The sequence below is a fragment of the Streptomyces sp. SL06 genome, from assembly GCF_058244745.1.
In genome coordinates, this window is the sequence record NZ_JBSYOT010000002.1 from 1,162,064 (window position 1) to 1,188,141 (window position 26,078).

At 71.5% G+C, this 26,078-nt stretch carries 13 protein-coding genes and 6 pseudogenes; 5 read left to right on the forward strand and 14 right to left on the reverse strand.

The window, feature by feature from the left end; all coding sequences use genetic code 11:
- Positions 1-191 precede the first annotated feature (191 nt).
- Positions 192-7,131: pseudogene (locus AC4IHM_RS05165) on the forward strand (glycoside hydrolase domain-containing protein).
- Between the two features lie 82 nt (positions 7,132-7,213).
- Here AC4IHM_RS05165 and AC4IHM_RS05170 read toward each other — a convergent pair.
- From AC4IHM_RS05170 to AC4IHM_RS05200, 7 genes and pseudogenes are all read right to left on the reverse strand, one after another.
- A pseudogene (locus AC4IHM_RS05170) lies at positions 7,214-8,510 on the reverse strand (MFS transporter).
- A gap of 4 nt (positions 8,511-8,514) precedes the next feature.
- Complete coding sequence (locus AC4IHM_RS05175; RefSeq protein ID WP_490865899.1) at positions 8,515-9,375, reverse strand: ABC transporter ATP-binding protein; 861 nt, start codon at positions 9,373-9,375, stop codon at positions 8,515-8,517.
- The gene (locus AC4IHM_RS05180) at positions 9,372-10,424 is read right to left on the reverse strand and encodes a FecCD family ABC transporter permease (RefSeq protein ID WP_490865900.1); all 1,053 of its coding nucleotides are present in this window, start codon (positions 10,422-10,424) and stop codon (positions 9,372-9,374) included. The genes AC4IHM_RS05175 and AC4IHM_RS05180 overlap by 4 nt, the downstream gene beginning before the upstream one ends.
- A complete protein-coding gene (locus AC4IHM_RS05185) occupies positions 10,421-11,467 on the reverse strand; it encodes a FecCD family ABC transporter permease (protein ID WP_490865901.1) in 1,047 nt (348 codons plus the stop codon). Before AC4IHM_RS05185 ends, AC4IHM_RS05180 begins: the two co-directional genes overlap by 4 nt.
- A pseudogene (locus AC4IHM_RS05190) lies at positions 11,464-12,517 on the reverse strand (iron-siderophore ABC transporter substrate-binding protein). Before AC4IHM_RS05190 ends, AC4IHM_RS05185 begins: the two are co-directional and overlap by 4 nt.
- Positions 12,518-12,730: 213 nt before the next feature.
- Entirely contained in the window at positions 12,731-13,501 is a 771-nt protein-coding gene (locus AC4IHM_RS05195; protein ID WP_490865902.1) for a helix-turn-helix transcriptional regulator, read from the reverse strand.
- A gap of 63 nt (positions 13,502-13,564) precedes the next feature.
- Positions 13,565-14,863 (reverse strand): ArsB/NhaD family transporter, encoded by a 1,299-nt coding sequence (locus AC4IHM_RS05200; RefSeq protein WP_490865903.1) that lies wholly within the window; start codon positions 14,861-14,863, stop codon positions 13,565-13,567.
- 436 nt (positions 14,864-15,299) lie between these two features.
- Between AC4IHM_RS05200 and AC4IHM_RS05205 the strand changes: the two genes are divergently transcribed.
- From AC4IHM_RS05205 to AC4IHM_RS05215, 3 genes and pseudogenes are all read left to right on the forward strand, one after another.
- On the forward strand, positions 15,300-16,301 hold the full coding sequence (locus AC4IHM_RS05205) for a HAMP domain-containing sensor histidine kinase (protein WP_490865904.1): 1,002 nt from the start codon (positions 15,300-15,302) through the stop codon (positions 16,299-16,301).
- Between the two features lie 15 nt (positions 16,302-16,316).
- The gene (gene lplAB / locus AC4IHM_RS05210) at positions 16,317-17,381 is read left to right on the forward strand and encodes a lipoate-protein ligase LplAB (RefSeq protein ID WP_490865905.1); all 1,065 of its coding nucleotides are present in this window, start codon (positions 16,317-16,319) and stop codon (positions 17,379-17,381) included.
- Between the two features lie 161 nt (positions 17,382-17,542).
- Positions 17,543-18,206 (forward strand): annotated as a pseudogene (locus AC4IHM_RS05215) (hypothetical protein).
- A 26-nt stretch (positions 18,207-18,232) separates the two neighbouring features.
- Here the strand turns inward: AC4IHM_RS05215 and AC4IHM_RS05220 are convergent.
- The 4 genes and pseudogenes from AC4IHM_RS05220 to AC4IHM_RS05235 all read right to left on the reverse strand — a co-directional run.
- Positions 18,233-18,481, reverse strand: a pseudogene (locus tag AC4IHM_RS05220) (cytosine permease); the annotation flags it as partial.
- Between the two features lie 249 nt (positions 18,482-18,730).
- The gene (locus AC4IHM_RS05225; protein ID WP_490870767.1) at positions 18,731-19,189 is read right to left on the reverse strand and encodes a glycine-rich domain-containing protein; all 459 of its coding nucleotides are present in this window, start codon (positions 19,187-19,189) and stop codon (positions 18,731-18,733) included.
- A 245-nt stretch (positions 19,190-19,434) separates the two neighbouring features.
- Positions 19,435-20,031, reverse strand: coding sequence for a hypothetical protein (locus tag AC4IHM_RS05230; RefSeq protein ID WP_490865906.1), 597 nt, complete (start codon positions 20,029-20,031; stop codon positions 19,435-19,437).
- A gap of 92 nt (positions 20,032-20,123) precedes the next feature.
- Positions 20,124-21,374, reverse strand: a complete 1,251-nt coding sequence (locus tag AC4IHM_RS05235; protein ID WP_490865907.1) for a helix-turn-helix domain-containing protein — start codon at positions 21,372-21,374, stop codon at positions 20,124-20,126.
- A gap of 237 nt (positions 21,375-21,611) precedes the next feature.
- Here AC4IHM_RS05235 and AC4IHM_RS05240 point away from each other — a divergent pair.
- Positions 21,612-21,951: pseudogene (locus AC4IHM_RS05240) on the forward strand (hypothetical protein); the annotation flags it as partial.
- Here AC4IHM_RS05240 and AC4IHM_RS05245 read toward each other — a convergent pair.
- The 3 genes from AC4IHM_RS05245 to hydA form a co-directional block, all read right to left on the reverse strand.
- Positions 21,942-23,486 carry an NCS1 family nucleobase:cation symporter-1 gene (locus AC4IHM_RS05245; RefSeq protein WP_490865908.1) on the reverse strand — a complete coding sequence of 515 codons (1,545 nt, stop codon included), beginning with the start codon at positions 23,484-23,486 and terminating at the stop codon, positions 21,942-21,944. The pseudogene AC4IHM_RS05240 and the gene AC4IHM_RS05245 overlap by 10 nt on opposite strands.
- Before the next feature lie 143 nt (positions 23,487-23,629).
- Positions 23,630-24,652 carry a TIGR03842 family LLM class F420-dependent oxidoreductase gene (locus AC4IHM_RS05250; protein WP_490865909.1) on the reverse strand — a complete coding sequence of 341 codons (1,023 nt, stop codon included), beginning with the start codon at positions 24,650-24,652 and terminating at the stop codon, positions 23,630-23,632.
- An 11-nt stretch (positions 24,653-24,663) separates the two neighbouring features.
- On the reverse strand, positions 24,664-26,067 hold the full coding sequence (gene hydA / locus AC4IHM_RS05255) for a dihydropyrimidinase (RefSeq protein WP_490865910.1): 1,404 nt from the start codon (positions 26,065-26,067) through the stop codon (positions 24,664-24,666).
- Between the last annotated feature and the right edge of the window lie 11 nt (positions 26,068-26,078).

The window sequence follows — 26,078 nt, forward strand, 5'->3', positions numbered from 1 at the left end:
CGCGCGCGGCGTCAACGGCCGTCGGCGCAGGGGGGTGTTCGCCGTTCACGAGGAGAGCCCACACTCTGTACGAACCCTGTTTCCCCGTTGTATGACTTCTCCCTATGTGATGGCGGAGGCGTTCACCTCGGGGCGCTTGCCTCGAATATCGGTTGACAACGTTGTCCACAGGGAGAGGGACCGTGCTGGTCATGCCTGACAGATCCAAGAGACCGCAGATACGGCCGGCCGGACCACGCGCCCTGCGCGCCGCGGTCGCCGCGCTGCTCGCCGGGGCGCTGGGCCTCACCGCGCTGACGGCCGGCGGCACCGCGGCGGCCGTGCCCGTCCCCACCGCGTCCTCGTCCTCGTCCTCGGCCGGGACCGACTACACCAAGCTCGTCGACCCGTTCGTGTCGACCGCGGGCGACGACGGCAACGACCTGCCCGGGGCCCAGGCACCGCACAGCCTGGCCAAGGTCAACCCGATGACCACGCCGGGCCGCAACCACTCCGGGTACGACTACAACGAGGACCACATCGCCGGGTTCACCGCCACGAACCTCGACGGCGTGGGCGGTTCGGGCGGCGGCGGAGACCTGCTGGTCGTCCCGACCTCCGAGCAGTACGACAGCCGCCCGGCGACCGGCACGTACGCCCACCCCTACAGTCACGACGACGAGGCCGCGACGCCCGGCTCCTACCGGGTGGGGCTCGGCTCCCCCGCCGGAACCATCGACGCGGAGATGACCGCGACCACGCGCACGGCACTGGAGCGGTACCGCTTCCCCGCCGGATCGCGGCCCCAGCTCGTCCTCGACCTCGCGAACAACTTCACCAGCCGCACCCGCGCGACCCTGGACGCGACGACGCTGAAGGACGGCACCACCGCGATCAGCGGGCTCGTCGCGGGGTCGTTCAACGGCGCCTCGTACCGCCTCTATTACCACGCCACCACGAACGTCCCCGTGACCTCCCTGCGGAGCTGGGGCGACGACGGCGGGCTGAGCGACGCGAGCGCGCAGGACGGCCATGACACCGGCGCCGTCCTCGGGTTCGACGAGGCCGCCGGCGACGACATCGAACTGCGCGTCACGCTCTCGCCGGTCAGCGCCGAACAGGCCGCGACCGACCAGCGGGTGGAGGTGGCGGGGCGGACCTTCGACGAGGTGCGCGCGCGGACGAAGGCGGAGTGGAACCGCACGCTCGGCACCGTCGACGTGCGGGCGTCCGGGAAGGCCGACCCCGACTCGACGCTCACCAGGCAGTTCTACACGCACCTGTACCGCATGTACGCGCTGCCGGTGAACGCCACCAGCACCAGCGGGACCTACCGCGGCGTCGACGGCGCGGTGCACCGGGCGAACGGCTTCACGTACTACGACGGCTGGTCCACCTGGGACGACTTCCGCAAGTACTCCGTCGAGGCCTACATCGACCCGGCCGGCTACCGGGACATGGTGCAGTCCGCCGTCATCCTCTTCGCCGACGCGCAGGCCGCCGGCAAGAGCCTGGGCAGCCTCACCCACTCGGTGCCGACCGTGCGCTGGGAGCGCTCGGCCGTGGTGATCGCCGACGCGCTGTCGAAGGGGTACAAGAACTTCGACCGGCTGGACGAGGCGTACCCGGCGCTGAAGTCGTACACCGGGTACTACACGGGGGCGCAACTGCGGCAGGGGTACGTCACGGGTGATCCCGGTACGACGGTCCAGCGCGGCTACGACCAGTGGGCGCTCTCCGTCGTCGCCGACGCGCTCGGCGAGGACGCGGACGCGAAGAAGCTGCGCGCCCAGGCGACGATGGCGATCGACAACCTGGTCAAGCCCGGTGCCTGGAAGGCGGCCGACGGCACCGAGGTGGGTCTGCTCACCCCGCGCGACGCCGACGGCGGCTGGCAGTCCGCCGACCACGAGAAGTTCGAGGAGGCCAGGCTCTACCAGGGCACGCTCTGGCAGTACCACTGGTACGACGCCTACGACATGGGCGGCCTCATCGAGGCCATGGGCGGCGAGAAGGCCGGCAGGGCCGCGATCAGGCACATGTTCGGCGAGGACTCCGACGCCGACGACGGCTCGACCATGCTGCACTCCAACGCCAACGAGATCGACCTCCAGGCCCCCTACCTCTTCAACTACGTCGGCGAGCCGAGCCTGACGCAGAAGTGGGTGCGCGCCATCTACACCGACGAGACCTGGAACCGGTACCTCGCGACGGGCTCCACGAACGAAGCCCCCAGCTCCGGCGGCGAGTTCACGCCGCCGGTGAAGACCAAGGTCTACAAGCTCGCGCCGGACGGCTTCCTGCCGACCATGGACAACGACGCCGGCACCATGTCGACCATGTTCGTCGCCGCCGCCCTGGGGCTGTTCCCGGTGACCGCGGGCTCCAGCCAGTTCCAGATCGGCAGCCCGTTCTTCGACTCCACGACGATCAGCTACCCGGGCGGCGCCACCTTCACGGTGCAGGCCGACGGGGTGTCGCCGAACGCGTACTACGTGCAGGACGCGACCTACGACGGCAAGCGGTTCGCGAACACGTGGCTCGACTACTCGCGGATCGTCTCCGGCGGAACCCTGAAGTTCACCATGGGCTCCAAGCCCTCCTCCTGGGGCGCCGGCACCGAGCCCGCGTACTCGCTGAACACCGACCCGGGCGACGGCAGTGGTGGCGGCACCGGACCGGACAAGGGCGGGAGCGTCGTCTCCGCCCGCCCGGCCACCGTCGCCACCGCCGCGGACGGCACCCTCGACGGGAGTGTCAAGCTCACCCTGTCCGGGAAGGCGTCCTTCGCCGCGCGCAAGGGAACCAGCCTCACCCGCGACGGGACGGCGAGCGTCACCGGCCTCCCGGAAGGCGTCACGGCCGATCTGCGGGTCACCGGCTCGCGCACCGCGTCACTGAGGCTCACCGGCGCCACGAAGACCGACGCGCGCCTCGGCCTCACCTTCCGGGACCGGGCCTTCGCCCACGGCGTACCGGCCTCGTCGGTGACCGGCACCGGCGTGTCCGTGACCGACCCGCTCGTCGTCTCCGCCGCGGCGGTGCACCGGCGCGGCCTCGGCGCCCTCGTCGACCAGGCCCTGCTGGTGCGCGAGGGCAACTACTCCAGCGGCTCCTACGGCCTGTTCCGGGCGGCGCTGGAACGCGCCAGGACCGCTCTCGCGGACAGCGCCTCCGCGACCGGCACGCTCATGGCCGCGCACGACGCGCTGCGCTCCGCCGCCGACGCGCTCACCCTCGACGAGGGCGGTTACGCCGTCCTCCAGGCCGAGGACCCCGACCGGATGGAGGGCCCCAGCCTGGTGAAGGAGGCGTACTACTCGGACGGCGACCTCGGCGGTGTCACCGAGGGGGCGTGGGAGCAGTACACCGGTCTCGACTTCGGCGGGATCGCCCCGCGAAGCGTCTCCGTCCGCTACGCCAACTCGCAGGCCGCGACGGCCGAACCGAGCAGCGTCGACATCCACGCCGGAGACGCCGACGGCCCCCTCGTGGCCACCGTCCAGCTGCCCGGAACCGGCGGCTGGCAGTACTACACCACCGTACGGGCGGCCGTCACCGACCCGGAGGCCCTGCTGAACGCGTCGGCCGCGACCTTTGTGTTCCACGCTCCGTCCGGTCAGCAGTGGGTGTCGAACTTCGACTGGTACCAGTTCTCGCCCGAGGCGCTCCCCTCGTCCGGCTCGACGACGACGCTCGCCACGCTGACCACGGCCAACGCCACGGCGACCGGCGACGGTTCGCTGCCGCTGAAGCTCTCCGGCGGTGTCTTCGAGAACGTGACGAACGGCGCGTGGGCCGAGTGGCGGGACACCGGCCTCGGTGACGGCGCCGACGCCGTCACGGTCAGCTACGACAAGCCCCGTTCGCGTGCGGCGTCGGACTCGCACATCGAACTGCGGCTCGGTTCGAAGGACGCGACCGACGGCGCGCCGGGCGTCGACATCCCCCTCGACTACACCGGTTCGGGCTGGGGAACCGTCGCCACCACGACCGTGCCGCTCGACCCGGGTGTCTTCAAGGGCGGCCGGCCGGTGTACGCCGTCTTCGTCTCCAGTACGCAGACCGACGAGCAGCCCTACGTGGCCAACGTCCACTCGATCACCCTGACCCGGGATGCGGACGCCCCGGTGGCCTTCGACGCCACGGCGTTCGGGGCGAACAGCGGCGGCGACCTCAAGAGCGAGCCGGCCACCTGGAGCGACGCGGGGTCCGCCACCAGCCTCGGCGGCACCTACGACGGGGCGTGGCTCGACTACGGGGACATCGACTTCGGCGACCTGCCGAAGAACACCGTCACGCTCACCTACGTCAACAACTCCGCCCGCTGCGGCACCGGTTCCACCGTCCAGCTCTACCTGGACTCCTTCGACCCGGACCACCCCGGTACGCCGTACGCGAGCGTCCCGCTGCCGGTCACCGGGACCTCGTGGTCGTCGGGCGGCACCACCAGTGTGACGCTGCCGGAGACGGTCACCGGCAGGCACTCCGTCCATCTGCGGCTGACGACGCAGGCCGACGCCTCGCACCCGTACGTCGCCAACCTGGGCCGGGTCACCTTCGCTCACGTCGAGGCGCCCGCCGCCACGGACCCGTCCGCCCTGCGCGAGGCGGTCGAGCGGTACGCGGCTGTCTCCGACGCGGCGGACCGGTACAGCCCGATCGACTTCCAGGTGTTCCTGCGCGAACTGGCCGCCGCCCGCGACCTGCTCGGCGCCGAGGACGCCACCCAGCTCGAAGTCGACCTGCGGACCCGGAGCCTCACCCTCGCCGCCAACCAACTGGTCCCGCTGCCGAGACTGAAGCTGGAGAACCTGGTCACCACCGCGTCGGCCCTCGACAACGAGCGCTACACGGACGCCTCCTGGTCGGCGTTCACCACCGCGCTCACCCGCGCCGAGGCCGCCCTCGCGGACGACGCCGCGACGGACGGCACCCTCACCGCGCGCCACACCGCCCTCCACCGCGCGCTGTCCGCGCTCACCACGAAGCGCAAGACCGTACCGAGCGCGCCCGACGCGGTGTCGGCGACCGCGTCCGGCACGAGTGTGACGGTCGCCTGGTCCGCTCCCGAGGACGACGGCGGCTCGCCCGTCACCGGCTATGTGGTCACCCTCGGCGGCGGTCACCAGGTCGAGATCCACGACCCGGACAGCCGCGGCACGGTGTTCACCCGGCTGAAGTCCGCAACGTCGTACACGGCGCGGGTCCGGGCGGTGAACGCCCTCGGCGACTCGGCCCCGAGCAACGCCACCCGGCCCGTCGTCGCGGGCGACAACAGGCCCCAGGCACCGGAACGTCTCGGGCGTGGTCACCGACGGCAAGCACGTCCGGGTGACATGGCGTCCGGCCGGCGACGGCGGATTCCCGGTCATCGGCTACACCGTCGCCCTGGACGACGGAACCACCGCGCACGTACCCGCGACCACCGGTACGGCGCTGCTCACGACCGCGAGCAGGGCGAAGACCCACACCGCCACCGTGAGCGCGGTCACCCTGGCCGGCGCCTCGGACGACACCGGCACGTCGGCCTCCGCACCCACGACCAGGGCCGCCACCGGCTCCGACCCGGCGGACTACGAGCCGTCCCCCTTCCCCGAGGAGGCGCTCAACGCCACCTACGCGTCGGACGCGTGGCCCGCGACCGAGGACGGGAGCGACTACTTCAACAACCTCCTCAGCGGCTTCGACGCCCTCGGCTCCGGCACCCTCGGCGCCAACAAGGTGCTGCCCGAGGGCACTTCGCTCACCGCGGAGAACGACAAGGCCATCGTGAGCATCAACAACGCGGCGACGCAGAAGGAGGTGGACCGGGCCGTGGTGGACGCCTCGAACAGCGCCACCGTCACGATGGCCGACGGCCTGGGCTCGCGGCTCGGACCGATCTACAGCGACGCCCTCAAGTCGGGCCAACTGCCCAAGACCAACGCGCTGTTCTCCCGCGTCACCAAGAACCTCGACACCCACGACGCGGCGAAGAACCACTACATGTACCTGCGGCCGTACGTACGGCTCGGATTCGTCGGCGACGGCGGCGCCATCTACGAGTCGCAGGACGGCTCGTACCCGGGCCTCGCCACCAGCGGCTCGTACCCGAGCGGCCACACCTACGGCGGCTACGAGGCCGGGACCATCCTCGCCACGCTGCTGCCGGAGCTGGCGCCGTCGATCCTCGCGCGCACCTCGGAGTACGGGAACAACCGCATCGTCCTCGGGTTCCACTACCCGCTCAACGTCATGGGCGGCCGCATCACCGCCCAGGCCACGGTCGCGCACCGCTGGGCGGACCCCGGCTTCGAGAAGCTGCTGACCCAGGCCCACACCGAGATGGAGAACGTGCTGCTCGCGCGGTGCGTGAAGGAGGGGTACGGCGACACGCTCACGGCCTGCGCGGGCGAGCCCTACGCCGGTCTGAGCACGGCCCAGCACGTCGACCAGTACACCCGGCGCCTGACCTACGGGTTCTCCCGTACCGGCGGGGCCGGGCAGGCTCTGGACGCTCCGTCCGACGCGGCGGCGCTGCTGATCACGGCCTTCCCGGAGCTGAGCACCGAGCAGCGCACCCAGATCCTGGAGCAGACCGCCACCGACTCCGGGTACCCGCTCGACCTCACCGGGACCGGCGGGCCGAGCTGGCAGCGGATCAACCTGGCGGCGGCGATGGCGGCGGACGTGGTCGTGGGCGCCGACGGGTCGGTCACGGTGACCAACTCCTCGGACGCGACGAGGGCCAGCGTCGCCGACGCCTCCGCGATCACCGTGGGGGGCGTCGCGCTTGACGGCTTCGCCCCGGAGGTGTCCACGTACGTCGTGGACTGGCCGAAGAGCGGCGCGCTCCCGGCCGTCGGTGCCGTGGCGGCCGCGTCCGGCGCACGGGTGAAGGTCACCAACGGCAGTTCCACCGTCTCCTCGTCCCGGCCCGGGTTCACCACCCGCACCATCACGGTGACCTCGGCGAACGGTTCGTTCACCCGGACCTACACGGTCGGGTTCCAGCGGACCGACCACACCGACCGCTCGGCCGTCCTCCACGCCGGCGGCGGTGGCGTCGGCGCCGGTGGTCACGGTGGCGTCGGCGGCGAGGGACTCTGGTCGCCGGCCCGGGAGTGGGAGGCGACGTGGGGCCTGCCCCGGGCGCAGGGCGTGGGGTGACCCCGGCGGGTCGCCGCTGATCCCCGAAGGGCGGACCGCCGCCGTCACGGCACATCCGTGGCGGCGGCGGTCCGCCCTTGTCTCATGTCGGGGCCTGCGCCTCGTTCCGGGGCCCGTTGCCCTCCTCGGCGCGGCGGCGGGCGTCCTCGTCGGTCCGGGCGTCGTAACCGAGCAGCTTGGGCAGCGCGGCGGCCAGCAGGCCCACCGTGGCGACGCAGGCGAGGCCGCCGCTCCAGATCGCCGGGCGGGCGCCGGTCCAGCCGGCCGTCGCCCCGGCGCGGACCTGGCCGAGCTGGGGACCGATGCTGTAGGAGAGCACCTCGATGCCGGCGAGCCGGCCGCGCAGCCGGTCGGGGATGGTCTGGTTCCAGATGGTCGTGCGGCCCAGCCCGCTGAGCATGTCCCCGGAACCGGCCAGCGCGAGGCACATCAGCACCAGCCAGATGTTCGAACGTCCAGCCCGCCGCCGCGATGGCCAGGCCCCAGCCCGCGGCGCCGAACACCACCAGCAGACCGTGCCGCCGGGTCCGGGACACCCAGCCACTGGTCAGGCTGACCAGCAGCGACCCGACGGCGCCCGCCGAGTACATCAGTCCCAGCGACCAGTCGGCGCCGAGTTCGTCGGCGAGGAAGGGGAAGATCGTGTTCGGGAAGGCGAAGAACATCGCCGCCAGGTCGACCGCGTACGTGCCCAGCAGCACCGGCCGGGACCAGGCGTAGCGGGCGCCTTCGGCGATGCCGCGCAGCGACGGTTTGGCCGCGTGCTCCACGGGCGGCACGGGCGAGAGCCGACGGCACATCAGCACCGACACGCCGAAGGAGACCACCGTGGTGGCGTACGCCGGGACGTTGCCCGCGTACGCCACGACGAGCCCCGCCAGGGCGGGCCCGGCGATCGCGCCGGCCTGCCAGCGCAGGGCGTTCAGGGCGGCGGCCGCGGCGAGCTGCTCGTGCGGGACGATCCGGGCCAGCAGCGAGTCCAGGGCGGGCCGTTGGAGTCCGGCGAGTGCCGCGACCCCGGCCGCCACCACGTACAGCGGCCACAGCATCGGCCGCGGCAGCAGCGCGTTCACCAGCAGGACGACCGCGAGCACGCCCAGTCCCGCCTCGGTCAGCACGATGACCCTGCGCCGGTCCACCGCGTCGGCGAGTGCGCCGCCGTACAGTCCGAAGACCACCAGGGGGACGAGTTCGACGGCTCCCATCACGCCCACCGCGAGCGGCGAGCCGGTCAGTTCCTTGATCTGGAGCGGCAGCGCGATCAGCGCCATCACGCTGCCGAGGTAGGTGATCAGGCCCTGCACCCACAGGAGGCGGAAGTCTCGGGAGGAGCGCCAGGGCGCGAGATCGGGCAGCAGCGCGGTGAGCTTGCGGGTCATGGCCCTACTTCGTGTTCCTGGCACCGGAGTTGCCGGACGCGGTGCTCCGGGTGACGGGTGCGGCGGCCGTCGTGTGGTGGCGTCCGATCGGCAGGACGAGGGGCTTGCCGGAGACCGGGTCCTCGATGACGCGGCTCTCCATGCCGTACACGGACCGGACCGTGGCCTCGGTCATCACCTCCTCGGTGGTTCCGGCGGCGTGCAGCCGGCCGGACGCGAGGGCGATGAGCCGGTCCGCGTAGCGGGCGGCGAGGTTGAGGTCGTGCAGGACCATGACGATCGTGGTGCCGCGGGTCCGGTTCAGGTCGGTCAGCAGGTCGAGGACCTCGATCTGGTGGCTGATGTCGAGGAACGTGGTGGGCTCGTCGAGCAGCAGCAGGTCGGTCTGCTGGGCCAGCGCCATCGCGATCCACACGCGCTGGCGCTGGCCTCCGGAGAGTTCGTCGACCGCCCGGTCCGCGAGGTCGGTCGTCCGGGTGGCCTCCAGCGCGTCGGCGACCGCGGCGTCGTCCTTGGCCGTCCAGCGGGAGAAGGCCCGCTGGTGGGGGTGGCGGCCCCGGCCGACCAGGTCCAGCACCGCGATGCCCTCGGGGGTGACCGGCGACTGGGGCAACAGGCCCAGGGTGCGGGCGAGTTCCTTGGCGGGGGTGCGGTGGACCTCCTTGCCGTCCAGGACGACGCGGCCCGCGCGCGGCACGAGCAGCCGGGACATCGAGCGCAGCAGCGTCGACTTGCCGCACGCGTTGGCGCCGACGATCACGGTGATCCGCCCGGCCGCGAGGTCCAGGTCCAGGCCCTCGATGACGACGCGGTCGCCGTAGCCGAGTGTGAGGTCCTCGGTGGCGAGGGTGTGGGACGCGGTCACAGTGAGCCTCCGGCCCGGTTGGTGCGGACGATCAGGTAGACGAGGTAGGGCGCGCCGAGCACTCCGGTGACGACGCCCACGGGGTAGCGGGTGTCGAAGGCGTACTGGCCGGTGAAGTCGGCGACCAGGACGAGCAGGGCGCCGACCAGTCCGGCGGGGACCAGCAGCGATCCTCCGGTTCCCGTCAGCCGGGCGGCGATCGGCCCGGAGAGGAAGGCGACGAAGGCGATCGGTCCGGCGGCTGCCGTCGCGAACGCGATCAGCCCGACGGCCGCGACGATCACGACGACGCGGGTGCGTTCGACGCGGACGCCGAGTGCGGACGCCGTGTCGTCCCCGAGGCTCAGCGCGCTCAGGTTGCGGGCCTGGGACAGCAGTACCGGGCCGAGCACGAGCACGGCGAGGACGGTGGGCGCGGTCTGCCGCCAGGAGGTGCCGTTGAGGCTGCCCGTGAGCCAGCGCATCGCCTCCTGGAGGTCCCATTCGGCGGCCTGCGACAGGACGTAGGAGGTGACGCTGTCGAGCAGGGCGGAGATGCCGATGCCGATGAGGATGAGCCGGGTGCCGGCGACCCCGTCGCGGAACGCGAGGGTGTACACGAGCAGGGCCACCCCGAGCGCGGCGGCTATCGCGAGGGCCGACACCTGGGTCTCGCCCAGCGAGAAGGTCACGATGGCGACGGCCGCCGCCGCGCTCGCTCCGGAGCTGATGCCGATGATGTCGGGGCTGGCGAGCGGGTTGCGGAGCATCGTCTGGAAGGTGACACCGGCGATGCCGAAGCTGAATCCGGCGGTCAGGGCGAGCACGGCCCGCGGCAGCCGGAGCCTGCCGACGGTGAAGGACGCGCCCGGCACGTCCTCGCCCATGATCACGCGCAGCACGTCGTGGGCCGGGTAGAAGGTGTGTCCGGCCATCAGGGTGGTGGCGAACGCGGCGACGACGAGGACCAGCAGCGTCAGGGCGATGAGCCGCCGCCGGTACGCGCCGCGCACCCGTGCGCGGGTGACGGCCCGCAGCGTGGACGAGCCGCTGACGGCGGGGGCGTTCACAGGGACCTGACCTTCTGCCGGCGGACGATGTGGATGAAGAAGGGGGCGCCGACCAGCGCGGTGACGATCCCCACGTCGATCTCGGACGGCCGTGCCACGACCCGGCCCACGACATCCGCGGCCGTCAGCAGGACGGCGCCGCTCAGCGCGGCGAACGGCAGCAGCCAGCGGTGGTCGACACCGACCAGGAGCCGGCAGGCGTGCGGTACGACGAGACCGACGAAGCCGATCGGTCCGGCGACCGCGGTGGACGCGCCGCACAGCACGACCGCGCCGAGCGCCGAGGTGGCCCGGACGAGGGCCACCCGCTCACCGAGTCCGGCGGCCAGATCGTCGCCCAGTGCCAGCGAGTCCAGGGCGCGGGCGGAGGCCAGGCAGATCACGAACCCGGCGCCGAGGAAGGGCACGACGCTGCCGAGCTGGGCGTAGGAGGCGCCTCCCACGCCGCCGATCTGCCACAGCCGGAAGGTGTCGGAGATGTCGTTGCGGGGCAGTACGACGGCGCTGACCAGCGAGGCGAGCGCGGCCGAGATGGCGGCGCCAGCCAGGGCCAGCTTCAGCGGGGTGGCCCCGCCGCGCCCCAGGGAGCCGACGGCGTAGACGAACCCCGCGGTCAGCGCCGCCCCGGTCATCGCCACCCAGATGTACCCGGACGCCGACGAGAGGCCGAAGTGGGCGATGGCGGTGACCACGGCCAGGGAGGCGCCCATGTTGACGCCGAGGATGCCGGGGTCGGCCAGCGGGTTGCGGGTGACGCCCTGCATGACCGCGCCGGAGAGCCCCAGGGCGCCGCCCACGACGACGGCGAGGAGCGTGCGCGGCACCCGTTTGGCGACGGCCGCCTCCTCCAGGGTGTGCTGCGCCCCGCCGAGCGCCGACCACACGTCGGACCAGGCGACGTTGCGGGAGCCGAGGGCGAGGGAGGCCGTCATGACGGCGAGCAGGACCGCGGCGAGCACGAGGAGCCAGATCACGCGGACGCGCGCCGAACGCCGTACCGGGAGGGGGGCGTTCGGCGCGCGCAGGGTCTGGGTGGCGCTCACGCGGCCTTGTCCGCGGCCTGGGCGAGTGCCTTCACGTAGTCGTCCAGGACGTACGGGATCGACAGCGGGGTCGGGTTCGCGGCGGTCGCGAGGGGGGTGCTGCCGGGCAGCAGGTAGACGGAGTCCTGCTTGACGGCGGTCAGCTTCGAGGTGAGCGGGTCGCTCTTGAGGGCCTTGAGGAGTTCGCCCTTGTCGTCGCCGTAGCCGGTGACGATGTCGACGTTGTTGAAGTCGTCGATGCGCTCGGCGCTCTTGGTGAGGACGAACTTCTTGGTGTCCTTGGACGGTTCGGAGATGCTGGCCGGGATCTTCATCCCGAGGTCGGTGAAGAACTGGGTGCGGGTGTCGTGGGTGGTGTAGAAGCCGACCTCACTGACGTTCCTTGGAGGACACGTGGGTCATGAACATCGCCGACTTGCCCTTGATCTGGGGGTACTTGGCGACGGTCTTGGTGATCTGCCCCTCCAGGTCGCCGATCAGCGCGTCGCCCTCGTCGGCGAGGCCGATGGCCTTGCTGTTCAGGCGGATGATGTCGCGCCACGGGGTCGCCCAGGCGGCCTCGGGGTAGGCCACCACGGGGGCGATCCGGCTGAGCGTCTCGTAGTCCTGCTCGGTCAGCCCGGAGTACGAGGCGAGGATGACGTCCGGCTTGGTGTCGGCGACGGCCTCGAAGTCGATGCCGTCGGTCTCGTCGAACAACACCGGTGTTTTGGCGCCGAGTTCCTTGAGCCGGTCCTCGGTCCAGGGCAGTACGCCGTCTCCGTCGTCGTCGCCGAAGTTGGCCTTGGCCATGCCGACGGGGACGACGCCGAGGGCGAGCGGCACTTCGTCGTTGGCCCAGTTCACGGTGGCGACGCGCTGGGGCTTGGACTTGATGACGGTGGTCCCGAGCGCGTGCTTGATCGTCACGGGGAACCGGCCGGAGCCGTCGGTGGCGGCGCCACCGGCGGCGGTGCTGTCGTTCGTGTCGTCGTCCTGGCCGCCGCAGGCGGTGAGGCCGAGCAGGAGGGCCGCCGCGAGGGCGAGCACGCGAAGGCGGGGTGTTCTCATCGACCCGGGTTTCACTCTCGGTCCGGGGTGCCGGGCTCGCACGTCCGGACAGCGGACTCGGCGTCGTGGAGCGGGCACCGCACTTGCACAGGGGAAGTTAGGTAAGGCTTGCCTGCACAGCGTAGAGAGTCGGTGCGCGCGCATCAATCGAGCCTTTTCGACAGAGCTTGTAGCGATCGGGACAGCGGGACGGTCCGGCCGCGGCGGGCCGCCTCAGCGCGCCCGGAACCTGCCCGGTGTCGTGCCCGTCGTCCGCCGGAAGGCCGCCCCGAACGCGCTCGCCGAGCGATAGCCGACCGCGTCGGCCACCACGTCCACCTCGAACCCCCGGGAGAGCAGCTGCACGGCGTGCTGGGCCCGGACCGTGGCCACCCAGCGGGCGAAGCTCGTGCCCGTCTCGGTCCGGAACGCCCGGGTCAGGGTGCGCGCGCTGCACCCGAGGACGGTGGCCCAGCCGGTCAGCGTGCGCTGGTGGGCGGGGTCGGCCCGGACCGCGTCCACGATCGGCCGCAGCAGCGCGGAGGTGGGCAGTTGCACCAGCAGCGCTTGGGTGGAGGGCCGCATGACGTCGAGCACCATGGCCTCCGTGACGGCCCGGGAGCGCGGCGGCAGGTCCGCCTGCCCGAGCCGCTCCAGCAGCAGCCGGAGCAGGGGGGTGATGTCGACGGCCACCGGCACGTCGGGCAGCGCGGACACCGTGCCGTGCCGGAAGAAGTGGGCGCGGTAGGAGGTGCCGGCGACCGCGGAGGCGGAGTGCAGTTGTCCCGCGGGCATCCACAGGCCCAGCGCCGGGGTGATGCACCACACCTGGGAGCCCACCACGGCCGTGGACGCGCCGTGTTCGTTCCAGAGCAGTTCGTGCCACGGGTGCGAGTGCTCGTTCCAGGCCGTGTCGGCGGCGACGACCTCCTCGTACCCCTTGATGACGAAGGGCACGTCCACCTCGCCGGCGGCGAGTGCCGGCAACTCCCTGGTGACACGCATGCGGTCAGGCTAACCGGCACCGGGCAGGTGCCGGATCGCTCGTGCTCGTGCCCGTGCTCACGCTCACGCGAGGGCGAAGTAGCGCAGCCAGATGTACGCCGCCGCCAGCACGACGGTGACCGCGGTGACGACGAGCCCGTAGCGGCTGAACTGCCAGAAGGTGATGTGATGGCCCTCCCGCTCGGCGATGCCGACGACCACGACGTTGGCCGAGGAGGCGATGATCGTGGCGTTACCGCCGAGGTCCGCGCCGAGGGCGAAGGCCCACCACAGCATCCCCGCCTCACCGGCGCCGCCCGACGCGTCGACGATCTCGGAGACGATCGGGCTGACCGTGGCGACGAACGGGATGTTGTCGATGATCGCGGACGGCACGACGGAGCCGAAGATCAGGGCCGCCGCGGTCCCGGGGAGATTGCCGCCCGCCAGCTGGGCCGCCGCCTCGCCCAGCTCGCCGATCACCCCGGTGTGCACCATCGCGCCGACCATGACGAACAGTCCGGAGAAGAAGGCCAGCGTCTGCCACTCCACGTCCTTGACCACGTCGGCGGGGCGCAGCCGGGAGACGGCGAGCAGGATCAGGCCGCCGCTGACGGCCACCACCGAGGGTTCGAGGTGGAGCACGGTGTGCAGGACGAAGCAGACCATCACGGCGACGATCACCACAGCGCTGACGGCGAGCAGCCGGGCGTCCTTGATGGCCTCGCGGGGCTCGAGTTCGAGGACGGACGCCGCGCGCTCGGGGTCGTAGCGGAACGCGTCGCGGAACATCACCCGGCTCATCAGGATGAAGGTGATCAGCAGCACCATGACGATCGGGGTCATGTGGAACAGGAAGTCGTTGAAGGACAGCCCGGCACGTGACCCGATCATGATGTTGGGCGGGTCCCCGATCAGGGTGGCGGCCCCGCCGATGTTGCAGGCCATCACCTCGGCGATGAGGTAGGGGACGACGGGCAGCGCGAGGCGCCGGCACACCAGGATGGTGACCGGCGCGATCAGCAGCACGGTGGTGACGTTGTCCAGCCAGGCCGACATGAGGCCGGTGGCCATGGTCAGCAGGACCATGAGCCGGTACGGTCTGCCGCGGGCCCGCCGCGCGGCCCACAGCGCGACGAACTCGAAGACCCCGGTCCGTTTCAGCACGGCGACGATCAGCATCATGCCGAGCAGCAGGAAGATGACGTTCCAGTCGATCCCCGCGTGTTCGGAGAAGAAGGCGTGCTCGGCGTCGGTCGCGCCGATCAGCAGCATCACCACCGCGCCGCCCAGCGCGGCGGCGACCCGGTTCACCCACTCCGTGGCGATCAGCACGTAGACGACGACGAACACCGCCACGGCCGACCACGTCGTGAGACTCACCGGCCCTCCCGCGCGCGGTGGCGGGCCATCTCCGGCGCGGGCGGCGGCATGGGCGGGCCGAGGTCGGTGGCCTCCTCGTCCTCGCACTGCTTCGGCGGCACTGCCTTCATGGCTGCCGGCTCCTCTCGCGTCCCGGACGGCAGGTGTGCCGCAGGACGCCCGCTGGGCCGGGATGGGCGCCTTACACCCTCGTCCCGGTGACCGGCGCCCGCAATCGGGGACGGCACCCAGATACGGGAGGGCGCGGCCTGTAGTCATGGCCGAAAAGGGCGGGAAATGGGTGTCGGCACCGATGGACAGCGGGGCTGCCGTCACCGACGCTGTTGCTGATGACTGCCCGGACGCGGCCGCCGCCGGCGGACCCGGCGGGGCAGGTCGTCGACGGACACGGAAGACGACGGTCGGAGCAGGGGCGGCGTCGGAGAGGCGGTACGGGGTGCCCTTGTTCTGGAGGATCTCGCTGTTCAACGCCGTGGTGCTGGTCGCCGCCACCGCGCTGCTGCTGGGACCGGTCACCGTGTCGACGCCGGTGCTGCTCACCGAGGCCGCGATCCTCACGGTGGGCCTGGCGGTGATACTGGTGGCCAACGTCCTGCTGCTGCGCGTCGGGCTGGGACCGCTGCGCCATCTCGCGCGCGCCATGACCACGACCGATCTGCTGCGGCCGCGGGTGCGTACACAGGTCGACGGCGACAGCGAGATCGCCGAGCTGATCACCACCTTCAACACCATGCTCGACCGGCTGGAGGCCGAGCGCGCCCTGAGTGCCGCCCGCGCGTTGAGCGCGCAGGAGTCGGAACGCCACCGGGTGGCCCAGGAGTTGCACGACGAGGTGGGGCAGACCCTCGCCGCCGTGCTGCTCGACCTCAAACGGGTCGCGGACCGGGCGCCGGACTCCGTACGCGAGCAGCTCTCACAGGTGCAGGAGACCACCCGGGCCGGCCTGGACGAGATCCGCCGCATCGCCCGCCGGCTGCTCCCGGGCGTCCTGGAGGAGCTGGGTCTGACCAGCGCCCTCAAGTCCCTCGCGGACGAGTTCACCGGGCCCTCGCTCACCGTGCGCCACGACATCGCCTGCGGCCTGCCCGACCTCGGCGACAACGCGAACCTCGTCGTGTACCGCGTCGCCCAGGAGAGCCTGACCAACGTGGCCCGGCACGCCGACGCCCGCCTGGTGGTCCTCACCCTGGCGCGGGCCGGTGACGCCGTCGAACTCCGGTTGCGCGACGACGGCCGCGGGTTCGACGGCTCCGCCGAGGTCGAGGGGGCCGGTATCCGCGGCATGCGGGAACGGGCCCTGCTGATCGGCGCCGACCTGTCCGTCGGACCGGCGCCGGAGGGCGGCACCGAGGTACGGCTGACCGTGCCCGCCGGCGACCGCGGCGCGGGAGCGGGCGGGAACACACCGGCGGGCGCCGCTGTTGTGCCCGAAGGCTGAAACGGAGGCACAACGGTGCACGGTGAATACAAGATCCCCGGCGGCAAGCTGGTCGTGGTGGACATGGAGGCCGAGGGCGGCGTGCTGCGGCACGTGCGCGTGGCGGGCGACTTCTTCCTGGAACCGGACGAGGCCCTGGACGCCATGAACCGCGCGCTGGAGGGAGCCCCGGCGGACACCGACGCGGCGGGACTCGCCGCGCGGATCGACGCGGCACTGCCCGCGGGCACCGTGATGTACGGGCTGACCTCGCAGGGCGTCGCCGTCGCCGTGCGCCGCGCCCTCGCGCACGCCACCGACTGGACGGACTACGACTGGCAGTTGATCCACGAGAGCCCGCAGTCCCCGGCCCTGCACATGGCGCTGGACGAGGTGCTGACGGCCGAGGTCGCCGCGGGCCTGCGTCCCCCGACGCTGCGGGTGTGGGAGTGGGGCGCCCCCGCGGTCATCATCGGCAGCTTCCAGTCACTGCGCAACGAGGTGGACGCCGAGGGCGCCGCGCGCCACGGCATCGAGGTGGTGCGCCGGATCTCCGGCGGCGGCGCCATGTTCGTGGAGCCCGGCAACACGATCACCTACTCCCTGTCCGTGCCGGAGGCGCTGGTGCACGGGCTCTCCTTCCAGGACAGCTACGCCTACCTCGACGACTGGGTGCTCGGCGCGCTCGGCGAGATGGGGATCCGCGCCTGGTACCAGCCGCTGAACGACATCGCCACCGACCAGGGCAAGATCGCGGGCGCCGCCCAGAAGCGGGTCGTGGGGCCCGGGGGCGGCCCCGGCGCCGTGCTGCACCACGTGACCATGTCGTACGACATCGACGCCGACAAGATGCTTCAAGTGCTGCGCATCGGGCGGGAGAAGCTGTCCGACAAGGGCATCAAGAGCGCGAAGAAGCGGGTGGACCCGCTGCGCCGGCAGACCGGACTGGCCCGCGAGGCCGTGATCGACCGGATGATCTCCTCCTTCGGCGCCCGCTACGGGCTGACCCGGGGAAAGGTGACCGACGACGAGCTGACGCGCGCACACGAGCTGGCCCGTACGAAGTTCTCCTCCCCCGAGTGGACCGCGAGGGTGCCCTGACCACCCGCCCCCGCCCCCCGGCGCCCGGCATTCCGGTTCGTCTGAGTCACCGCGCGGCCACGCACCGAGTTCGCTCTTCCGCCCCACGGGGACTCGTGTGAGACTGACGTCCCCGTCCGCTGTGCGGGCCCCTCCGCACCATCCCCCACGAGAAGTGCGCCGTGCGTCCTCTTCCCCTGCCGCTCGCCCTGACCGCGCGTCTGGCGCCGGTCGCCGTGCTCGCCACGGCGGGCTGGGCGCTGTCGTCCGGGCCGGCCACGCCGTCGGCCGCGAAGGAGCCGACGCCGCCCGAGACCGCCGAGCCCTCCGCCTCCGCGCCGGCGACGCAGGCGGTGACGAAGACGTACGCCGCCGCCCCGGCTCCCTGCGAGAGCCTGGCCACGAAGACGGTCACCTCGCTGGTGCCGGGCGCCAAGACGGCCGGCAAGGAGATCCCGTCCACCGACACCACGGTGCGCCGCACCTGCTCCTGGAACGCGCTCAAGGGATACGACTACCGCTGGCTCGAACGTCTCCTACGAGCTGATGCGCTCGGACGAGGCGGCGCAGGAGTCCTACCGGGGCCGGGTCGCCGACCGCAGCGGCGGCGGCGAGGTCCCCGGGCTCGGCGACGAGGCCTACTCGGTCGTGAACCTCACCACCGAGGACAAGCAGCAGACACGCGAGGGCACCGTGCTGGTCCGCGCGGCCAACGCCCTGGTGATGATCACGTACAACGGCAGCGACTTCGAAACGAAGAAGGCACCCGGCACCACCGAGATCAACAAGGGTGCCATCAAGGCGGCCAAGGAAGCCCTGGCCGCCCTGACCAACGATCAGGTCTGAGCCGGTACGGCCGCCGGCCGGCGAGATGAGAATGCCCGCCACCGTGGGAAGATCAGCACGGCGAGCACGCAGGTGACGAGCGCGCCGGTGCGGAAACTCACCTTGCGCGGCGCGACGTTGGAGAAGTCGAAGGCCGGTGAGACCAGGTTGGCCGCGATGTTGACCGAGAGGGTCGCCACCAGGACGGTGACAAGGGCGAAGAGCAGCCCCACCACGTTGTCCGTCTTGGCGGCGAGCTGTACCGGGTCCCAGATGGCCTCGCCGCAACGCGCTTGCTGTGAGACCCAGTGTGGTACCGCTGGGCGGGACATGAGGTAAGCCCCGGTCGAGGCTCCCTCCTCGGAGCGTCGACCGGGGCTTCGGGTGCTGCTGGTTACGACTTGGGCGGGGTAACGAATCCCCGGACGGGCCGCGGTTCCTGCGGGTTACGCGATTCTGGTCGCTGCGTGCGCTTCCACGCCGCGACCAGGTCTGCGTAGCGCGGGTCGATCCATTCGGACACAGTGCCTCCCTTCACGGGCAGGCTACGCCGCCCCGGGCTTCGGCTTGGGCGTGATGATGATGGTGCACTCCGGTGCGTGCTGACACTTCGCCGCCACCGACACGAGGGTCTCGTCGGACGGCGGCCCCCACAGCTCCGGGTCCGCCTCCCAGCCGAGCGCCGCGATCGTCTCGCGGGTCCGGTCCAGGATCGGCGGGTCGTAGCTGGTGGGGTCGTGGCCCGGGGAGTGATGCACGAACGTGCCCTCGCCGCCGAGCCGCTCGCACAGCTCGGCATACATGTGGGTGTGCAGGATCAGGGCGTGCCAGCCCTCGTCGACGATCCGCGACGGAGCCAGGCCCACGCCCGGGTTCGTCGCGCAGGCCGCCACGAACTTGAGGCCCTCGTCGACGATCCGGCCGGCCATCTCCTCGGCCATGCCCGGGTTGGCGTCCATGACGGTGCCGCGGACGCCGGCGAACTGGGCGTCGGTGATGAGCATGCGCACGAGGGCGGGCAGCGCCACAGCGGGCGGCGGTGTGGGGCCCGGAGGTATGGTCACGGAATCTCCTTCGCTGGGTGCGGATGGGGATGACCCGCCCGGGTCGGGGCAACTTGTCCGGCTGCCCGGCCTGGGCGGGAGTTGAGGGCGGCGTGGTCAGCAGCCGCAGGAGACGATGCCCCAGACCAGCAGTCCGGCCAGCACCGCCAGGACGCCGAGGTAGACGTACAGACGGGGGTCCCGCTTCACGCCGGCGCCTCCTCGTCCGCGCCCTGCTCGGCCAGTTGGTGCCGCCCGGCGGCGATGAGCCGCGCGACCGCGAGCGGTGCGCACAGCATCGCGGCCGAGGCCACCGGCACCGACCAGTACGACGCCGCGGGGATGCTCCGGTCGTACGCGACCAGGTCGACGCGCGGGACACCAAGGAGGGTGTCGCGGCCGAGACAGTCGACATCCATCGCGCGCCATTCGTCGGCCGCCTGGTGCCACGTCACAGGCATGCTCCCCGGGACGAGAGCGTAGTACCGCTCCCAGCGCGGGTCGCAGATGACCGGGCCGCCCTCCAGCGCCTCGTCGAGGAACACGTCGACGTGGCGCGACGGGCCCCGCCCGCCGGCGACGGCGAGGACCAGGCACAGCGGCAGCCGCACGGCTGAGAAAAGGGTCCCAAGGGGCAGCATCGCGAGCCCCTGCTGCTCCCACTCCAGCATGGCGCGGCGCGGATCACGCACCGTTGACGCCAGCCAGTGGGCGGTCGCACGCTGCCGGTCGGCAACAGGGCGCACAAGCACGCCTGGTGAGGGCTGAACGGGACGAAGAGCGCGCAGGCTATCGTCGGTCATGGTCGGGCCTCCACGGTCACAGTGATCCGTCTCACACCCGTGACCGTAGAAGCGGGCCACCACCGGCAGGGGCACAGTTTGTACCCCCTCGATTACGCAGCGAGCAGGCCGAGCTTGACCGCGAGGTCTGAGGCACGGCGCCGGCGGGCCGGGCTCTTCGCCTCGGTCTCCTCCAAGACGATGCGCTTCGCGTAGCCGTTGTACCGGATCGTTTCGGGCGCGGCCTCGTGTGCCTGTGCCAGCGTCGCCAGGGCTACGTCCGGCTGTCCATCGAGCTGGTAGCCGCGGGCCTCCTCGATCCAGTGCCGGGCCCTGCGCGGCCGCGACGGGATCACCACGGCGTCCGCGGCCGCGGCCTGTCGTACCGACTCCCCGCCCTGGTGGAGTTCCACCGCGATCGTGACCGCGTGCGCGCCCATGATGGCCTGGGAGAACGAGGTGACCGGGTGGTAGTAGCCCTCGGGCAGGCGCGCGGCCATCTCGCGGGCCTGGTCCCAGTACCGCCAGGCCGTGCCCGTGGCCCCGCGCCGGGCCGCCGTGTAGCCGGCCTCGAACGTCAAGGCTCCTGCGATCGCGAGGACGTTGGCCGGCGCGTCCGGGAGCAGCGGTTCAAGGTAGGCCAGCGTTTGCAGGTTGACCTCGTCAGCCGCGTCGAAGTGCGCGGGCCCGCTGTCGCGGTGCGCTTGCGCGGCGAGCCAGGCGGCGACGCCGATCGCGTGTGGGTCCTCCGACTCCTGTGCCGCGATCAGGCCACGCTCGGAGACCCGCCACAACAGGGCAGCGTCCGGCTGGTAGGACACGAAGAACTGCGACAGCGAGTAGACCTCGGCGAGGACCGCGTGCGCTGCCCGCCGGTCCACCACCGTCTCGGCCTGCCGCACCGCGGCCTGCGCGTCGCGGATCAGATCCGGCAGCAGGGCACCGATGACGTCGCGGTGATTCGGCGCGGAGTGCCGGGCGGACCACGCCCGGGTAAGGCGGGCGCGGAGGTGCGCTGCTGACGGTGCCTCGTGGCGGGCGCCGAGCGGGAAGGCGTCAACAGCCGCCTTCACCTCGGGCAGGCGGGCATGGCCGGGGCCGGTGAAGAGATCGACGTGCACGGACTGGTTCCCTGTGAGGTCGGATAGGTCCCGTACGCGCAGGATCTCGGCGAGCCGCAGCATCATCTCCAGCTTCGGCGTCTTCAGCCGGCCGGTCTCAACGCCTTTCACCCACGAGCCGCTACGGCCGGCGAGTCCACCGAGCTGCTCGCGAGTGAGCCCACGGCGGGTGCGGAGGATCTGCAGTCTTTGGCCGAACACCAGTGGGTCGGCGTATGGGTCCGGGGTAGGCCCAAAAGGCACGCTCTCGCCCCTCTCTGAACAGGTCGCACTGCCAGAGTATGGGGCGGGACCTTCCTTGTGGGCCCACCATCGGTACAAATGCCATCGCGGCCCCGTCCTCCCAGGGGGAGGAGCCGCGATGGTGCTATTGGATCAGGAACTGCATCAGGTGTCCGGCGGCCACGCCGACGGCGCCGGCCGCTCCGGTCGCCGCCCACATCTTCCGCTCGATGCCGGTGACACGGATCTCGACGGTAGGGATACGACTACCGCTGGCTCGAACGTCTCCTACGAGCTGATGCGCTCGGACGAGGCGGCGCAGGAGTCCTACCGGGGCCGGGTCGCCGACCGCAGCGGCGGCGGCGAGGTCCCCGGGCTCGGCGACGAGGCCTACTCGGTCGTGAACCTCACCACCGAGGACAAGCAGCAGACACGCGAGGGCACCGTGCTGGTCCGCGCGGCCAACGCCCTGGTGATGATCACGTACAACGGCAGCGACTTCGAAACGAAGAAGGCACCCGGCACCACCGAGATCAACAAGGGTGCCATCAAGGCGGCCAAGGAAGCCCTGGCCGCCCTGACCAACGATCAGGTCTGAGCCGGTACGGCCGCCGTACGGGGCCGGGTGGCGGGAAGCAGCATCAGCGCCAGGTACAGCACCAGGGACGTGCTCAGGCCCACCGCCCAGCCGTAGTCGGCCAGCGACCGCAGGAACGGCACCGGACGGCCGTCGAACAGCGGGTGGAAGTCGGCGCCGCCGACCGCCAGGACACCGCCGACGACGAAAGCGACGACGGCCCGCCAGTTCCAGCCCTTGTCGTACCAGTAGCGTCCGCCCGCCCGGTACAGGTCGGCGAGGTCGAGACGCGCACGGCGCAGAATCCAGTAGTCGGCGATGAGAATGCCCGCCACCGTGCCGAGCAGCCCGCCGACCAGACCGAGCCAGGTGAAGATGTAGCCCTGCGGGTCGGAGTACAGCTTCCACGGGAAGATCAGCACGGCGAGCACGCAGGTGACGAGCGCGCCGGTGCGGAAACTCACCTTGCGCGGCGCGACGTTGGAGAAGTCGAAGGCCGGTGAGACCAGGTTGGCCGCGATGTTGACCGAGAGGGTCGCCACCAGGACGGTGACGAGGGCGAAGAGCAGCCCCACCACGTTGTCCGTCTTGGCGGCGAGCTGTACCGGGTCCCAGATGGCCTCGCCGTACACCGCTTGTGAACCGGAGGTGACCATCACCGACAGGAAGGCGAACAGCGTCATGGTGGTGGGCAGCCCGAGGGCCTGGCCGCGGGTCTGGGCCTTCTGGCTCTTCCCGTAGCGGGTGAAGTCCGGGATGTTGAGGGACAGCGTGGACCAGAAGCCGATCATGCCCATCAGGGAGGGCCAGAACAGCTTCCAGAAGTCGCCGCCCCAGCCCAGCTTCGAGGGCTGGTCGAAGAGCGGGCCGAAGCCGCCCGCCTTGTCGCTCATCCACCACAGCATCACGAACGCGCCGACGAGGACGAAGGGCGCCGCCCAGTTCTCGAAGCGGCGGATGGTCTCCATCCCGCGGTAGATGATGGCGACCTGGATGGCCCAGAAGATCGCGAACGACAGCCACATCGTCCAGGCGTAGCCGCCGACCGTGCCGGCGTTCGCCCAGCTGTCGCCGATCAGCTTGCCGGCCAGGAAGTAGATGGCCTCGCCGCCGATCCAGGTCTGGATGCCGAACCAGCCGCACGCCACCAACGCCCGTACGACGGCGGGCAGGTTGGCGCCGCGGACGCCGAAGGAGGCGCGGGCGAACACCGGGAAGGGGATGCCGTACCTCGGTCCGGCGTGCCCGGTGAGCAGCATCGGGACGAGCACGATCACATTGGCCAGGGCGATGGTGAGGACCGCCTGCTTCCAGTCCATGCCGACGGCGATCAGACCGGAGGCCAGGGTCCAGGAGGCGGTGTTGTGGGCCATGCCCACCCACAGGGCGGAGAAGTTGTACGTGGTCCAGGTGCGCTTGCCGACGGGGACCGGCAGCAGGTCGTCGTTGGCGTAGCGGCCACTCGGCGGCGGGGAGCCCGGGGCGAGTTCCACCCGCCCGTCGGGGAGGGTGCGTTGGGCGGACGGCGGTATGGCCGTGGGCGCGGTGTCGGTCATGGGCAGGCCAATCGTGCGAGGGGTCGGGAGAGGCCGTGCGGGCGGTGCCGAGAGGGGGGTGCGCGGGGTGCGCCCTGGCCCCTTCCCGCCGGGGCGGGAAGGGGGTGTTCGGGGAGGCCGGCCGTCGACGACCGTTCGGGGAGTCAGCCGTTGACGGCCGGGATCACCTTGGTCCCGTATGCGTCGATCACGGCTTCCTGCGCGTCGTGCATGTCGTAGAGCGCGAACTGGTCGACGCCGAGGGCACGCAGGGCGGTCAGCTTCTCGATGTGCTTCTCGGCCGGTCCGATCAGGCAGAACCGGTCGACGATCTCGTCCGGCACGAACTGGGTGTCGGGGTTGCCGCTGCGCCCGTGGTGGGCGTAGTCGTAGCCCTCACGGGCCTTGATGTAGTCGGTGAGTTCGTCGGGGACGGCACCGGTGCCGGACCCGTACTTGGCGACCAGGTCGGCGACGTGGTTGCCGACCATGCCGCCGAACCAGCGGCACTCCTCGCGGGCGTGGGCGAGCGCCTCGGGCGAGTCGTCGTCGGTGACATAGGCCGGGGCGGCGACGCAGATCGTCACCTCGGAGGGGTCGCGGCCGGCGGCCACCGCGGCGTCCTTGACGGCCTTGACCATGTATTCGGTGAGGTAGAGGTCGGCGAGCTGGAGGATGAAGCCGTCGGCCTCCTCGCCGGTCATCTTCAGCGCCTTGGGCCCGTACGCCGCCATCCACACCGGGAGTTCGGCGTCCGGCTTGGTCCAGGGGAACCTGACGACGGTGCCGCCGCCCAGGTCGGCCTCCTCTCCCCGGCCCAGCGCCCGGATGACGCGCATGGCCTCGCTGATGCGGGCCAGGGTGTTGGGCCTGCGGCCGGCCACCCGCATCGCGGAGTCGCCGCGGCCGATGCCGCAGACGGTGCGGTTGCCGAACATGTCGTTGAGGGTGGCGAAGGTGGAGGCGGTCACCTCCCAGGTGCGGGTGCCCGGGTTGGTGACCATCGGGCCGACCTTCAGCTCCGTGGTGTTGGCCAGGATCTGGCTGTAGATCACAAACGGCTCCTGCCACAGCACGGCGGAGTCGAAGGTCCAGCCGTAGCGGAACCCGTTGTGCTCGGCCCGCTTCATCAGGCTGACGACGCGGGAGGCCGGCGGGTCGGTCTGCAGGACGAGTCCGAAGTCCATGAGCGGGGCTCCTAGCTGAGGTACTGACAGGTGGAGCGCGGGGTGTAGACGCCGTGGCCCTTGCGCCCGGTGTACTCCCGTTCGGTGACGACGGGTTCGCCGCGCGAGAGCACGGTCTCGACCCGGCCGGTGATCCGTTTGCCCTCGTACGCCGAGTAGTCGACGTTCATGTGGTGGGTCTCGGCGGAGATGACCTGCTCGGCGTGCGGGTCGTAGACGACCACGTCGGCGTCGGCGCCGGGCGCGATGGTGCCCTTCTTCGGGTAGAGGCCGAACATGCGGGCCGGGGTGGCGCAGGCGATCTCGATCCAGCGGCGGCGGCTGATGTGCCCGTCGACGACGGCCTGGTGGAGCAGGTCCATGCGGTTCTCGACGCCCGGCATCCCGTTGGGGATCTTGGAGAAGTCGCCGCGGCCCAGCTCCTTTTGGCCGCTGAAGCAGAAGGGGCAGTGGTCGGTGGAGACCACCTGGAGGTCGTTGGTGCGCAGCCCCCGCCACAGGGCCGCCTGGTGCTCCCTCGGCCGCAGGGGCGTGCTGCACACGTACTTGGCGCCCTCGAAGTCGGGCTCGGCGAGGTTGTCGGTGGACAGGAACAGGTACTGCGGGCAGGTCTCGCCGAAGACGTTCAGGCCCTCGTCGCGGGCCCGGGTCAGCTCGGCGACCGCCTCCGTGGCGGAGACGTGCACGACGTACAGGGGCGCGCCGGCCACCTGGGCGAGCCTGATGGCGCGGTGGGTCGCCTCGGCCTCCAGGAGGGCCTTGCGGACCTCGCCGTGGTAGCGGGGGTCCCGCTCGCCGCGGGCGAGGGCCTGCTCGACCAGGACGTCGATCGCGATGCCGTTCTCGGCGTGCATCATGATCAGGCCGCCGTTCTCGGCGGCGCGCTGCATGGCCCGCAGGATCTGGCCGTCGTCGGAGTAGAAGACGCCCGGGTAGGCCATGAACTGCTTGAAGGAGGTCACCCCCTCCTCCACCAGCAGGTCCATCTCCTTGAGCGTCCCCTGGTCCACATCGGAGACGATCATGTGGAAGCCGTAGTCGATGGCGCAGTTGCCCTCGGCCTTGGCGTGCCAGGCGTCCAGGCCCTCGCGCAGTGAGTGCCCGACGCTCTGGATGGCGAAGTCGACGATGGTGGTCGTACCGCCCCAGGCGGCGGCCCGGGTGCCGGTCTCGAAGGTGTCGGCGGCGTAGGTGCCGCCGAAGGGCATCTCCATGTGGGTGTGGCCGTCGACGCCGCCCGGGATGACGTACTTGCCGCTCGCGTCGATGACCTGCTCGGCCGTGAAGGCCTCGGCGGCCGGGGTGCCGGTCGCGGCGAGGGCGGCGATGCGGCCGTCCTCGACGAGGACGTCGGCGTGGATCTCGTCGGACGCGGTGATGACGAGGCCGCCGCGGATGACGGTACGGCTGCTCATGCTGCTGTTCC